Annotated in this window: 12 protein-coding genes; 11 read left to right on the top strand and 1 reads right to left on the bottom strand. The window is 65.0% G+C overall.

Annotated elements, in window-relative coordinates:
- Positions 1-52: 52 nt before the first annotated feature.
- Entirely contained in the window at positions 53-1,333 is a 1,281-nt protein-coding gene (locus AC1DYL_RS17195; RefSeq protein ID WP_477174105.1) for an ABC transporter substrate-binding protein, read from the bottom strand.
- Between the two features lie 166 nt (positions 1,334-1,499).
- Here AC1DYL_RS17195 and AC1DYL_RS17190 point away from each other — a divergent pair, with 166 nt between their 5' ends.
- The 11 genes from AC1DYL_RS17190 (at position 1,500) to AC1DYL_RS17140 (ending at position 13,163) form a co-directional block, all read left to right on the top strand.
- Positions 1,500-2,699, top strand: coding sequence for an ROK family protein (locus tag AC1DYL_RS17190; RefSeq protein ID WP_477150476.1), 1,200 nt, complete (start codon positions 1,500-1,502; stop codon positions 2,697-2,699).
- Between the two features lie 97 nt (positions 2,700-2,796).
- On the top strand, positions 2,797-3,765 hold the full coding sequence (locus AC1DYL_RS17185) for an NAD-dependent epimerase/dehydratase family protein (RefSeq protein WP_477174104.1): 969 nt from the start codon (positions 2,797-2,799) through the stop codon (positions 3,763-3,765).
- 91 nt (positions 3,766-3,856) lie between these two features.
- Entirely contained in the window at positions 3,857-4,456 is a 600-nt protein-coding gene (locus AC1DYL_RS17180) for a helix-turn-helix domain-containing protein (RefSeq protein ID WP_477174103.1), read from the top strand.
- Positions 4,453-4,968, top strand: coding sequence for a GAF domain-containing protein (locus tag AC1DYL_RS17175; protein WP_477174102.1), 516 nt, complete (start codon positions 4,453-4,455; stop codon positions 4,966-4,968). Before AC1DYL_RS17180 ends, AC1DYL_RS17175 begins: the two co-directional genes overlap by 4 nt.
- 85 nt (positions 4,969-5,053) lie before the next feature.
- The gene (locus AC1DYL_RS17170) at positions 5,054-6,664 is read left to right on the top strand and encodes an ABC transporter substrate-binding protein (protein ID WP_477174101.1); all 1,611 of its coding nucleotides are present in this window, start codon (positions 5,054-5,056) and stop codon (positions 6,662-6,664) included.
- 244 nt (positions 6,665-6,908) lie between these two features.
- Positions 6,909-7,943 carry an ABC transporter permease gene (locus tag AC1DYL_RS17165; protein WP_477174100.1) on the top strand — a complete coding sequence of 345 codons (1,035 nt, stop codon included), beginning with the start codon at positions 6,909-6,911 and terminating at the stop codon, positions 7,941-7,943.
- Positions 7,940-8,842, top strand: a complete 903-nt coding sequence (locus AC1DYL_RS17160; protein WP_477174099.1) for an ABC transporter permease — start codon at positions 7,940-7,942, stop codon at positions 8,840-8,842. Before AC1DYL_RS17165 ends, AC1DYL_RS17160 begins: the two co-directional genes overlap by 4 nt.
- Positions 8,839-9,681, top strand: a complete 843-nt coding sequence (locus tag AC1DYL_RS17155; RefSeq protein ID WP_477174098.1) for an ABC transporter ATP-binding protein — start codon at positions 8,839-8,841, stop codon at positions 9,679-9,681. Before AC1DYL_RS17160 ends, AC1DYL_RS17155 begins: the two co-directional genes overlap by 4 nt.
- Before the next feature lie 3 nt (positions 9,682-9,684).
- A complete protein-coding gene (locus AC1DYL_RS17150; RefSeq protein WP_477174097.1) occupies positions 9,685-10,404 on the top strand; it encodes an ABC transporter ATP-binding protein in 720 nt (239 codons plus the stop codon).
- 111 nt (positions 10,405-10,515) lie between these two features.
- Positions 10,516-11,556, top strand: a complete 1,041-nt coding sequence (locus AC1DYL_RS17145; RefSeq protein ID WP_477174096.1) for a LacI family DNA-binding transcriptional regulator — start codon at positions 10,516-10,518, stop codon at positions 11,554-11,556.
- Positions 11,553-13,163 (top strand): FAD-dependent oxidoreductase, encoded by a 1,611-nt coding sequence (locus tag AC1DYL_RS17140; protein WP_477174095.1) that lies wholly within the window; start codon positions 11,553-11,555, stop codon positions 13,161-13,163. Before AC1DYL_RS17145 ends, AC1DYL_RS17140 begins: the two co-directional genes overlap by 4 nt.
- The last annotated feature ends 8 nt before the right edge of the window (positions 13,164-13,171 follow it).

Genomic DNA, 13,171 nt, shown 5'->3' with positions numbered 1-13,171 from the left:
GCCCACAACATGACGGTGCTCCAGAAGTATCGCGGCGCGATGATGGACACGATCACCGAGTTCGTGAACACGCCTGAGATGACGCCATAAGGTTGGCCGCTTCTTCCGACGTCATCTCAGGCGTGTTCACGAACTCGGTGATCGTGTCCATCATCGCGCCGCGATACTTCTGGAGCACCGTCATGTTGTGGGCCATCGAACGGACCAGCGTGCCGCCTTCGATCGAAGCCTTGAGCGAAGCCTGGCTCTGCTGCTGGCAGACGTTGAAGCCGTCCTTCAGATCGACATCGAGGCGAGCCGGGATCGAGCCCTTGGTGATGTTGAACACCTTCTGGAATTCCGGCGACAGGATCAGGCTGGCGAGCAGCTTCTGGCCTTCCTGGTAGTCGGGATCCTTCTGCTTGAAGAACACCACCGAGTCCGAGTTCAGGATGAAGCCGTCACCGGCCCAATCGGTTGGGGACTGGCCGCACAGGATGTCGCCGCCGGGCTCATGGCCCACCGACTTGATCGCGCCCAGTTCCCAGTCGCCCATGATGAAGAACAGCGCGTCGCCGTTGACCATCATGTTAGAGGCGGTGTCGTAGTCACGGCCGGCGATGGCCGGGTCCATGTACTTCGAAACCATCAGGCGCATCTGGTCGAACGCCTTGATCATGCCAGGCGAGCGCAGGGCGTCGACGTCGGCCTCGACAAAGGCCTTCTTGTAGAGTTCCAGGTCCTGGCCGTAGACGATGGTCTCGAAGGTGGTGGCGTCGGTCCAGTCGGCAGAAAGGTGCGCGAGGCAGACCTTGCCGGCGGCGACAGCCTTGTCGCAGGCGGCGTTGAAGTCAGCCCAGGTCTTGGGCAGTTCGGTCACGCCGGAAGCTTCCATGGCGGCCTTGTTGCCCCAGATCCAGTTGATCCGGTGGATGTTCATCGGGGCCGCGACCCACTTGCCTTCCGGCTTCATCACCGGCAGCAGTTCGGGCGCAACGACCGCATCCCAGTTCTCGGCCTTGGCGAGCTCGTCCATGTCGGCGGTGCCGCCGGTGGCGTTCCACTCGGCGATTTCCGGGCCCTTCAGCTGCACGGCAGCGGGGGCGTTGCCGGCAACCACGTCGGCGCGGAGCTTTGCCAGCGTGTTGGCGGTGTGACCGGCGATGGCGGTCTGCTCCCAGGTGCCGCCGGCAGCAGTGAACATCTCACCGAGCTTGGCAATGGAGGCAGCGTCGTTGCCGGATGCCCACTGGTGCAGCATGAGCACCTTGGGGGCGGCCATTGCGGTGCCCGAGAGCAGCGCAGCCGTAAGCAAAGTGGCCGCGGAAACCGCGACCTTGGTCCTGAAGTTCATTTGTGTCTCTCTCCCTTGAAAGCGCCCGTCTCCCACCCGGCTCTTATGGCCGACCTCTGTGGCTACTTGCGCTTTTCTCCCGGCGGTGCACATCCTCCTGCGCACCGTCGTATTAGTTCTATGGTGAACTTATTCGGCTTGTCAACGCGCTTGGGGAGGGGAGAGCGTGAACCGGATCGAGCTCAAATCTCTACTGGCTGACAGTGCTTTAGGCACGCCGTCCGGCCGTATCGTGCGCACCCTGAGCGAGCGCGGCGCGCTAAGCGCAACACAGATTGCCCGGTTGACCGGGTTAGCCAAATCGACCGTTTCCACGGCCCTCACCGAGCTTCGTCGCACGAAGATGGTGGTCGAGGTCGGCAGCGAATCTGCCGGCGGCGTCGGTCGGCCGGCGACGGCGCTGACGCTCAATCCGCGGGCCGGCACCTGCATCGGCATCCTCATCGGGCAGACGGAAATCCAGGTGATCCTCGCCGACGTTTCCCACAGCGTATTGTCGGACCGTTCGGCCAATCTCGAGCTGGATTATTCGCCGGAAACGGCTATCCAGCACGTCCGGCAGCTGATCGCCGAGGCCTACGAGGGCCAGTGGCAGGGTCGCGATGGGCTGCTCGGAGTGGGCATCGCGGTGGGCGGCCCCGTCAATCCGGTGACCGGCAAGGTGCTGCGCGCCGGCGGCATGCCGACCTGGGCCGGCGTCGACATGCGCGAGCTGTTCGGCCCGATTTTCGAAGGCGTGCCGATCTTCTGCGACAACGAATCCAACTGCTCGGCCATCGCCGAAATGACCTGGGGCGCGGCGCAGGGACACGACGATTTCGTGGTCTATACGCTCGATCTCGGGGTCGGCGGCGCCATCGTCTCGGGCGGCCGGGTGCTGCGGGGCATCGCCGGCGGCGCCGGTGAATTCGGGCACGTGGTGCTCGATCCGCACGGCCCGCTCTGCCGCTGCGGCAACCGCGGCTGCATTGAGGTCTATGCCAGCTTCCGCGAGCCGCTGGCCGAGGCCGAACGGCATTTCGGGCGCTCGATGCGCCTCACCGACGTGGTGGACCTGGCCGTTGCCGGCGACGCCACCTGTCGCGGGCTGATCGCGCGGGCGGGGGAAGCCGGCGGGCACGGCCTCGGGCTGATCGGTTCGGTGTTCAATCCGACGCTGGTGGTGGTCAGCGGCCGGCTAGCGATGGCCGGCGACATCCTGATGCGGCCCCTGGCCGAGAGCTTTGAGCGCTACACGCTGGTCAAGCATGGGGACGTTCCCGACATGGCCCGCACCATCCTCCGGCCCAGCCAGTTCTCCGACAACGGCGCCTGCATGGGCGCGGTCGGGCTGGTGCTGCGACACCACGGGCGGCTGCTGAACTAGGTCAGGCAGGATGTCCCATCCGGGACATTCGGGGTTGCGCGGCCCCTCCCCTGTCGAACAATCTCCCGGCTCTTTGACGAAAAAAGGAGTCGGCGGCATGACCATCGCAATCATCGGGGGCACGGGATTTCTCGGCACCGCTACGGCGAAGCGGCTTAGGGAGCGCGGACACGAAGTACTGGTCGTGGCGCGCGGGCAGAGCCCGGTGGCGCTAGCCGACGGGGTGAAATTCGAGAAGGCCGACCGGACGGACGGCGAGGCGCTGGCCAAGCTGCTGCAGGCCAACGGCGTCACCTCTGTCATCGACATCTTCACTATCAGCCTGCGCAACACGCAGCCGGTGATCGAGGCGACGGCCAAGGCCGGGGCGCGCTACATCATGGTCAGCTCGACCGACGTCTACTCGAACTATGGCGGCCTCTTGAAAAAGGAGAGCCCGGCAATCCGGCCGGAGCCGGCCACTGAAGACTCGCCGCTACGCTCCCTGCGCTACCCCTATCGCGGCAATTCGCGCCGGCCCCAGGGGGTCGAGGACGACCTGTTCGAGGACTACGACAAGATCCCGATCGAGGAGTTCGCACTCGCGCACGGGGCGCCGCAGGCAACGGTGATGCGGCTGCCGATGATCTTTGGGCCGGACGACAAGCAGCATCGCTTCGGCTGGGCCATCAAGGGCGCCAAGGCGGGCGAGCCCTTCCGCCTCGACCGGCGGGGTGCAGCCTGGCTCAACTCCTATGCCTATATCGACGATGTGGCGGAGGCACTGGCGCTGGCGGCCACCCTACCCGAGGCAGCCGGCCGTATCTACAACGCCGCGCAGCCGTTCGTGCGCACGCAAGCCGACTGGGCCCGCACCATCCTGACGGTGATGGGTATCGACAGCGAAATCGTGCTGGTCGACGCCGAGGCCGGCGGAGCGTTGGCCGATCGTGCGGATTCCAGTGATCTCGGCTACCCATTAACGCTGGATTCCGCTCGTATCCGGGCGGAACTGGGCTACAGTGAAATCGTTCCCGAGGAACAAGCGTTGCGCCGCACCATCGAGTGGGAGCTGAGACAGAGCTAGCGATCCCGATAGCCGACCTTTTTCTGCCGGGATTGACTCGGGCGCGCGCTTCTTTAGTGTCACTAAAATCGCGAGGGCGCCCGTGCCAGTCTTGAAGTTCGAAAAACGTTCCGATCCGGCCGAGACGGTTACTCCGATCGACCCCAGCCTCGGCCAGCGCCTGCGCGACCGTCGCAAGGAACTGGGCAAGACGCAGCAGCAGGTGGCCGAAGAAGCTTCGCTGACGGTCGGCTTCATCTCGCAGATCGAACGCGGCATCTCCACGCCGTCGCTGGCCTCGCTCTACAACGTGGCCAAGGCGCTCGAAACCACGGTGGACATGTTCGTGTCCTCCGCCCCGGCGCGCAAGCACAGCGTGGTCAGCCATTCCGGCAAGCGGCAGACCTACAAGGTCGGCGGCACCTCGCGCTTCTATGAGTTCCTCGAGCGCGGCTTCCCCGATGCCAAGCTCAATGCTTGCCTGTCGCACGTGCCGCCCGGCCATGCGTCCGAGATGATGAGCCACGAGGGAGAGGACTTCGTCTATCTCGTCTCAGGCGAGATGCTCTACGAGGTCGATGGCATCGAATATCGCCTCGGCCCCGGTGACACTCTGCACTTCGACAGCCGCAAGCCGCATCGCGGCACCAATATCGGCACCGGCACGGCACTCGAACTCTGGGTGGGAACGATGAGGCTGTTCCCCGAATGAGCGTTGTCGACCCGATGATCGCGAAGAAGCTCGGTACAGCCCTCGCAGCTGGTCCGACGCAGCTGTTCGCCGTGCTGTCGGAGCTCTTCACCGCCATCCCCGGCATCCGCACCGCGACCTTCATCGCGACGGCGCCGGACAAGAGCGTCACGCACCGGATCGGCACCTCGAACCCCGTGGATTTTCCCATCGGCAATGTCGACCCGGTGGGCGACGACGTCTGGAACAACACGATCCTCAAGCAGATGAAGCCCCTCGTCGGCAACAGCGTAGCCGGCATGGCCGCCTTCCTGCCCGAGACGGATGGCCTCGTCGCCATGGGCTATGGCGCCTGTTCGTGCTTCCCGATCGTGATTGCCGGCGAGACGCGCGGCGTCGTGGCGCTGCTCGGCGATGCCGGCATTTTCACCCAGGCGGCACTCGCCGCCATCCACACCCTTCTACCCATCGCTGCGCTGACCTTCACCTTCCAGGGGATCAATAAACTGACCCAGGCGGGATCAGTAAACTGACCCAGGAGATCAGCGAGAGATGACGACTACGACGACAACCGGCCTCATCAGCCGGAGCCTCAAGATTTCAACCAGGGAGACTGTCATGCGTTTGTTCAAGACGCTTATGGCGGTTGCCGTCGGCGCGGTGATGACCGCGTCCGGAGCGATCGCCGAAACACCAAAGAATACCCTCGTCATCGCCGACGCGATCGACGACATCATCACGCTCGATCCGGCCGAAGTGTCGGAAGTCGGCGGCGTGCTGGCCAGCCAGCAGATCTACCAGCCGCTGGTCAGCTTCGATCCGGCCGATCCGACCAAGATCACCGGCGTGCTCGCCGAGAGCTGGTCGGTGTCGGAAGACGGCAAGACCTTCACCTTCAAGATGAACCCGAAGGCCAAGTTCGCCTCGGGCAATCCGGTGACGGCGGCCGATGCCGAGTATTCGCTACAGCGCGTCATCCTGCTCGATAGCCGCATTTCGTTCATCCTCACGCAGTTCGGCCTGAACAAGGACAACGTGAAGGACAACATCAAGGCGATCGACCCGCAGACCCTGCAGCTCGTCGTCGACCAGAAGTACGCTCCGAGCTTCGTGCTCTACGTGCTGTCGTCCTTCACCGGCGGCATCGTCGACTCAGCTATCGTCAAGCAGCACGAGGGGACCAAGGAAGACGGTTCCAACGACTACGGCAACGCCTGGCTAAAGTCCGAGAATTCGGCCGGCTCGGGCCCGTACGTGCTGACCAAGTGGGATCCGAAGGTTTCCATCCTGCTCAGCCGCAACGAGAACTACTGGGGCACCGCCCCGGGCGTCGACCGCGTCTTCCTGCAGCACATGCCGGAGTCGGCGACGCAGCGTCTCGCGCTCGAGAAGGGCGACATCGACATCGCCAACAAGCTCGGCCCCGACGATATCGGCGCCGTGTCGGCGAACCCCGACGTGCAGGTGCTCGAGGGCGTGTCCTCGACGATGTACTATTTCGGCCTCAACGTGCGTAACCCGGCGCTGAGCAATCCGAAGGTCGTCGAAGCCATCAAGTGGGCCGTCGACTACCAGGGCATCGCCGATACCATCGGCAAGGGCACCATCAAGGTGCACCAGACCATGATCCCGGACGGGTTCCTGGGCGGTGGCATCAACTACAACCCCTACTCGCTCAACATCGAGAAGGCCAAGGCGCTGATCGCCGAGTCCGGCGTTGCCACGCCGATCAAGCTCGCGACCGTTGTCTGGAACGTGCCGCCCTACCCCGATTACGCGCAGGCCGTGCAGGCCACGCTGTCGCAGATCGGCGTTGATCTCGACCTGCAGGTTGTGGACGGCGGCCCGTGGCTCGATCGCTACCGCTCGCACGATCTCGACATCTGGTTCGGCCTGTGGGGCCCGGACTATCCCGATCCGCACTCGAACGCCAAGGCCTTCGGCAACCATGATCCGTCGGATCCGGATGGCCAGAAGGGCAACCTCGCCGATCGCTTCGGCTGGGACTCGGGCAAGGTCTCCGAGCTGGTGAACCAGGCCGTGCAGGAACAGGACGTCGAAAAGCGCAAGGCGCTCTACGATGAGGCCCAGCGCCTGCACACCGACACCTCGCCGTTCGTGTTCATGTTCCAGGACAGCCGCAAGGTTGCCATGCGTTCGAACGTCAAGGGCGTGGTGCTCGGCATCACCTTCTCCGACGACCGCTATGGCGGCGTGACGAAGGAATAACTCACAATCCTGAACCGGAGGCCACCGGCCTCCGGTTCTCCTCGGAGCGACTCTTGGCGAACATCAGTTCTCAAAACTGCCCCCAACCCTGTCCCCTCCCCTCAAGGGGGAGGGAGACCCTCACGACCTGTCTTCGTCCCACAGACACCGCGTCTGCGGTTAGCGTCTCCCTCCCCCTTGAGGGGAGGGGACAGGGGTGGGGGTACGTTTCCCTCACAAGCCCATCAGCAACCGGGGCAACCCAATGAACCGCCCCCTCCGCATCTTCATCGACATCGGCTCATGGCTGATCACGGTGGCGATTACTCTCGTCGGCCTTGCTGCCCTCACCTTCTTTATCGGCCGCGTGCTGCCTATCGATCCGGTGCTCTCGATCGTGGGCGAGAAAGCGACGCCGGAGGTGTACCAGAAGGTCTATCTCGAGCTCGGACTCGACAAGCCGATCTGGGCACAGTTCTGGGACTATTTGGGCAAGCTCCTGCGCGGCGACTTCGGCACGTCGTTCTCGACCTCACGGCCGGTTCTGACCGACCTCATGAACTTCTTCCCCGCAACGCTTGAACTGTCCACCATCGGCCTGATCATCGGCGTGCTGCTCGGCGTGCCGATGGGCGTCGCCTCGGCCTATTGGCACGAGAAGTGGCCGGACCACGTGCTGCGCGTCGTCGGCCTCGTCGGCTATTCGGTGCCGGTGTTCTGGCTCGGCCTCGTCGGGCTGTTCGTCTTCTACTACCTCCTCGGCTGGGTCTCGGGCCCGAGCCAGCTCGATGTGTTCTATGTCGGCGTGGTCGACCGCATCACCGGCTCGATCCTGATCGACAGCGCCATCGCCGGCGAGTGGGACATCTTCTTCAACGCCATCAGCCACATGACGCTGCCGGCGCTGCTGCTCGGCTATTACAGCCTCGCCTACATCTCGCGCATGACCCGCTCGGTGATGCTCGACCAGTTGAGCCGCGAGTACGTGCTGACCGCCCGCCTCAAGGGCGCCAGCGAGCTCCGCGCCGTTGCCGGGCACGCGTTGCGTAACGCAGCGATCCCGCTGGTGACGGTGATCGCGCTCTCCTATGGCGGGCTGCTCGAGGGCTCGGTGCTGATCGAGACGATCTTCTCGTGGCCGGGCATCGGCAACTACATCTACTCCTCGCTGTTCGCAGCCGACATGAACGCCGTGCTGGGTGGCACGCTCCTGGTCGGCGTGGTGTTCGTCCTTCTCAACATGCTGAGCGACGTGCTTTACCGCGCGCTCGATCCGCGCTCGCGGGAGTTCGCGAAATGAGCGTCACCCCCGATCTCGTCGACGATCCGAAGCGCGCGGTGCGCGCCGCCCGCTGGGCCGAGTTCAAGATCTTCAGCCGCCGCTTCATGCGCAACCCGCTGGGCGTGGTCGGGCTGGTTATCGTGGTGGTGCTGCTGTTCTGCGCCGCCTTTGCGCCGTTGCTCGCGACCCATGATCCGTATCTGCCGAGCCTCGGCGATCGGCTAGCGGCCCCGAGCGCCACCTTCTGGCTCGGTGCAGATGAGCTCGGCCGCGATATCTACTCGCGCGTCATCTACGGCTCGCGGCTGACCCTGCTGATTGTGGCGCTGGTGATCGTCACCTCGGCACCGATCGGGCTGATCATCGGCGCTGTGTCCGGCACAGTCGGCGGCTGGGTCGACGTGATCTTCATGCGCGTCACCGATGTGTTCCTTGCCATCCCCAAGCTGCTCTTGGCTTTGGCGTTCGTCGCGGCGCTCGGACCGGGCATCACCAACGCGGCGCTCGCCATCACGCTCACCGCCTGGCCGCCCTATGCGCGCCTCGCGCGTGCCGAAGCGCTGGTGGTGCGCAACTCGGACTACGTCAACGCCGTGCGCCTCGCCGGTGCCAGCGAATTCCGCATCATCGTGTTCCACGTCATCCCGATGTGCCTCAGCTCGGTGATCGTGCGCATGACCTTCGACATGGCGGGCATCATCCTCACCGCCGCCGGCCTCGGCTTCATCGGGCTCGGCGCGCAGCCACCGCTGCCCGAGTGGGGCGCGATGATCTCCACCGGCCGCAAGTTCATCTTCGATCAGTGGTGGGTGGCGACCGTGCCCGGCATCGCGATCTTCACCGTGTCGCTCGGCTTCAACCTGCTCGGCGACGCGATGCGCGACCTGCTCGACCCGCACCTGAGGCAGCGCAAATGAGCAATCTCGTCGAGATCGAGAACCTCCACATCGCCTTCCGCAACGACGAAGGTGGGTACAATGATGCGGTGCGCGGCGTGTCGCTGTCGCTCGGCCGCGAGAAGCTCGGCATCGTCGGCGAAAGCGGATCGGGCAAGAGCCTGACCGGCCGCGCCCTGCTCGGCGTGCTGCCGCCTTATGCGCGGATTAGCGTCGACAAGATGATGTTCGACGGCATCGACCTGAAGTCGGCCAGTCCGAAGCTCCGCCGCTCGCTGCGTGGCGGGCGGATGGGGATGATCCTGCAGGATCCGAAATTCTCGCTGAACCCGGTGATGACCGTCGGCAAGCAGATCGTCGAGGCGATCCGCATCGGCGACCACCGCATCTCCGGCAGCGAGGCGAAGAAGAAGGCGCTCGGCATTCTCGAGGCGGTGCATATCCGCGAACCGGAGCGGGTGTTCTCGCTCTACCCGCACGAGCTCTCGGGCGGCATGGGCCAGCGCGTGATGATCGGCATGATGGTGGTGCGCGAGCCGGACCTGTTGATCGCAGACGAGCCCACCTCGGCGCTCGACGTCACCGTTCGCACCCAGGTGCTCTCGATCCTCGATGAGCTGGTGACTCGTCGTGGCATGGGGCTGATCTTCATCAGCCACGATCTCAACCTCGTCAGCAAGTTCTGCGACCGGGTGATCGTCATGTATGCGGGGCGCATCGTCGAGAGCATCGAAGCGAGCCGCCTGCACGAGGCCACACACCCGTACACGCGGGGATTACTTTCGTGTCTGCCCGCCATCGACGGCACGCTGGAACCGCTGCCCGTGCTCAATCGCGACGCAAGTTGGGCGGAGGCCTGAAGCATGCTGGAAGTTCATGATCTAAGTGTAGACTTCAGCGGCACTTTGGCCGTTCGAAACACTGGATTTCTAGTCGATTCCGGCGAAAGCTTCGGCCTTGTCGGCGAATCCGGCTCGGGCAAATCGACCATCCTCCGCACCATCATGGGCCTCAACGCCAACTGGACCGGCAGCATCGCGGTCGATGGCCTCGACGTCCGGAAAACCCCGCGAAAACAACTCGCCAAGGTGGTCCAGATGGTGTTCCAGGACCCCTACTCCTCGCTGCACCCGCGCTACGTCATCGGCCAGCAGATCGCAGAACCCATGAAAATCAATGGGATAGCGAACCCGGAGCGCCGCACCGCCGAACTTCTGGAGCTGATCGGCCTCGGCGCCAAGTTCCAGTTCCGCTTCCCGCACGAGCTCAGCGGCGGCCAGCGCCAGCGCGTCGCCATCGCCCGGGCCCTGGCGCTGAGCCCGAAAGTGCTGCTGCTGGACGAGCCGACCTCGGCGCTCGACGTCTCGATCCAGGCCGAAATCCTCAACCTGCTCAACCGCTTACGGAAAGAGCTCGGCCTCACGTTCGTGATCGTCAGCCACGATCTTGCGGTCATCAGCTACATGTGCGAGCGGCTGATGGTGATGCGCAACGCCCAGCCGGTTGAGACGCTGACCCGCGAGCAACTGCGCTCCGGCGCCATCGCCGCGGACTACACCAAAGCGCTCATCGCCGCGGCCTGACCTTCAAGCCACCCATTTCCACAGCCGCGCCAGCGCCGGTTGACTCCACTCCGCCATCGCTGCTAATACGCATTAACTGCTAATACGTATTAGCGGATTTTGGAGGATCGATTGGCCAAGGGCGGACGGCTTACGCAGCGGGACATTGCCCGGCTTGCCGGGGTCAGCCAGGCCACGGTTTCCCTGGTGCTCAACGACGCCAAAGCGGCCGAAGGGCGCATTCCGGAAGAGACGCGCGAGCGGGTGCAGAAGGCGATCCGCGAGACCGGATATGTCGCCGATCCGATCGCGCGCCGCATGGCCAAGGGCCTCAACCGCATCCTCGGCGTCTTCACCTACGAGCCGGCTTTCCCCAGCGCGCAGGCCGACTTCTTCGCACCCTTCCTGTTCGGCATCGAGGAGGCGGCGCAGACATTGGGCTACGACCTGCTGCTCCTCACCGGGGCGCCGAGCCAGCGCGGCAAGCGCAAGATCTTCCACGAAAACAACCGGCTACGCCTCGCTGACGGCTGCCTGATCCTCGGGCGCGAGTTCGACCGGGCGGAGCTGAAGCGCCTGGTGCAGGGGGACTACCCGTTCGTCGCCGTCGGCCGCCGTGATCCGGTCGGCGCGCCGGTGCCCTATGTCGGCGCCGACTATGTCACCGGCACCGCCGAGATGGTGCGCCGCGCCAAGGCCAAGGGGCACACGCGGCTCGCCTTTGTCGGTCCGAGCAAGGGCGCGGAGTCGTCGGTCGATCGCTGGACCGGGTTCAACGCCGCGCTCGGGGACGCCGAGCTGGCGCTGCACATCCCCGAGGTGGGCGGCCCTGCCCTGCCGGTGCTCGAGGCGATCCGCAAGTCCGGTGCCACGGTGGTGTTCTTCACCGAACTGGCGGACGCCGTGGTGGTCGAAGCTGCGGCGCGTTCGCAGATGCTGTCGGTGCCGGGCGACCTCTCGATCGTGGTGCTCGGCAGCCATATCCGGCCGGTGCAGTCCGGGACGCGGTTCACCACTTTCTCGATCCCGCGCGAAGAGATGGCGCGGCGCGCCACGCAGATGCTGGCCGAGCGGATCGAAGCCAATTCCGAGGGCGAGCAAGTGCTGCTCGCCTGCGAACCGGTCGAAGGGGAAACCCTCGGCACTCCCAACCTAGCGGCGGATTTCAAGTGAAAGAGTTTTCGGCAGATATCGCGATCATCGGCGGCGGCCTCGGCGGCGTGGCGGCAGCGCTCGGGGCGCTGCGCCGCGGGCGCACCGTTGTGATGACCGAGGAATACGACTGGATCGGCGGGCAGATGACCAGCCAGGCCGTGCCGCCCGACGAGCACAGCTGGGTCGAACAGTTCGGCATCACCCGCAGCTATCGCGCGCTGCGCAACGGCATCAGGCAGTACTATCGCGATCATTTTCCGCTGACCGAGAAGAGCCGCGCCTGGGGCGACCTCAACCCCGGCGGCGGGTTTGTGTCGCGGCTTTGCCACGAGCCGCGGGTCGGATTGGCAGTGATGGAAGCGATGCTGATGCCCTATCGCGGCGGCGGCAAGCTCACCGTGCTGCAGCCTTACAAGCCGGTATCGGCGGAGACCGACGGCGACCGGGTGCGCGCGGTGACGCTCAGGCATCGCGACAGCGGCGAGCGGATCGTGGTGTCGGCGAAATACATCATCGACGCGACGGAACTGGGCGACCTGCTGCCGATGACCGGCACGGAATACGTCAACGGCTTCGAGTCCCAGGCCGAGACAGGTGAGCCGTCGGCGCCTGATGTGGCGCAGCCGGACAACCAGCAGGCGGTATCGATCTGCTTTGCCATCGACCATGTCGACGGCGACCAGCGGATCGATAAGCCAAAGAACTACGAGAAGTGGCGCGCGCTGACCCCGAGCTTTTGGGGCGGGCCGCTGATCGGCTTCCGCGCCCCGCATCCGCGCACGCTCCTGCCGACGGTGCGCAGCTTCACGCCGAACCCGGACGATGATCCGACGCTGGTCGACGCGGACCAGCGCAAGAACCCGGGCGACGGGAACCTGTGGACGTTCCGGCGCATCGCGGCGCGGGGCAACTTTGTGCCCGGCGCCTATCAATCCGACATCTGCCTCGTGAACTGGCCGATGCTCGACTATTTCGAGGCGCCGATCATCGACGTGCCCGAGGACGTGTACCAGGCGCGGCTGGCCGAGGCGGCCGAGCTGTCGATGTCGGTGTTCTACTGGCTACAGACCGAGGCACCGCGCGAAGACGGCGGCCAGGGGTTCCCCGGCCTGCGGCTGCGCGGTGATGTCACCGGCACCAGCCACGGACTTGCGATGGCGCCCTATATCCGGGAGAGCCGGCGCATCCGGGCGGTGACCACCATCGTCGAGCAGGACCTGTCCTATGCGACGCGCGGCGAGCAGGGCGCGGTGAACTATCGCGACAGCGTCGGTATCGGCATGTACCGGCTGGATCTGCACCCCTCGACCGGCGGCGACAACTACATCGACGTGGCTTCGTGCCCGTTCGAGATCCCGCTCGGCGCGTTGCTGCCGCAGCGGATGACCAACCTGCTGCCGGCCGGCAAGAACATCGGCACCACGCACATCACCAACGGCTGTTACCGGCTGCACCCGATCGAATGGAACATCGGTGAGGCCGCCGGGGTGCTCGCCGCACATTGCCTCAACGAGGGACTGACGCCGCACCAGGTGCAGGCCGATGACGCGAAGCTTGGCAACTTCCAGGCTCACCTCGCCCTCGAGGGGATCGAAATCCGCTGGCCGGACGTGCGCGGCTACTAGCGGAACCC

The sequence above is a fragment of the Devosia sp. P1_H9 genome (genome assembly GCF_056405135.1).
Note: the sequence above shows the minus strand (reverse complement) of the source record. Positions and strands in the feature narration are given on the sequence as shown.

Excerpts from the sequence above, each read along its gene's own strand:
- AC1DYL_RS17150 (WP_477174097.1), top strand. The coding sequence starts at position 9,685 with ATGCTGGAAGTTCATGATCTAAGTGTAGACTTCAGCGGCACTTTGGCC.
- AC1DYL_RS17160 (WP_477174099.1), top strand. The coding sequence starts at position 7,940 with ATGAGCGTCACCCCCGATCTCGTCGACGATCCGAAGCGCGCGGTGCGC.
- AC1DYL_RS17185 (WP_477174104.1), top strand. The coding sequence starts at position 2,797 with ATGACCATCGCAATCATCGGGGGCACGGGATTTCTCGGCACCGCTACG.
- AC1DYL_RS17155 (WP_477174098.1), top strand. The coding sequence starts at position 8,839 with ATGAGCAATCTCGTCGAGATCGAGAACCTCCACATCGCCTTCCGCAAC.
- AC1DYL_RS17195 (WP_477174105.1), bottom strand. The coding sequence starts at position 1,333 with ATGAACTTCAGGACCAAGGTCGCGGTTTCCGCGGCCACTTTGCTTACG.
- AC1DYL_RS17170 (WP_477174101.1), top strand. The coding sequence starts at position 5,054 with ATGCGTTTGTTCAAGACGCTTATGGCGGTTGCCGTCGGCGCGGTGATG.
- AC1DYL_RS17175 (WP_477174102.1), top strand. The coding sequence starts at position 4,453 with ATGAGCGTTGTCGACCCGATGATCGCGAAGAAGCTCGGTACAGCCCTC.
- AC1DYL_RS17165 (WP_477174100.1), top strand. The coding sequence starts at position 6,909 with ATGAACCGCCCCCTCCGCATCTTCATCGACATCGGCTCATGGCTGATC.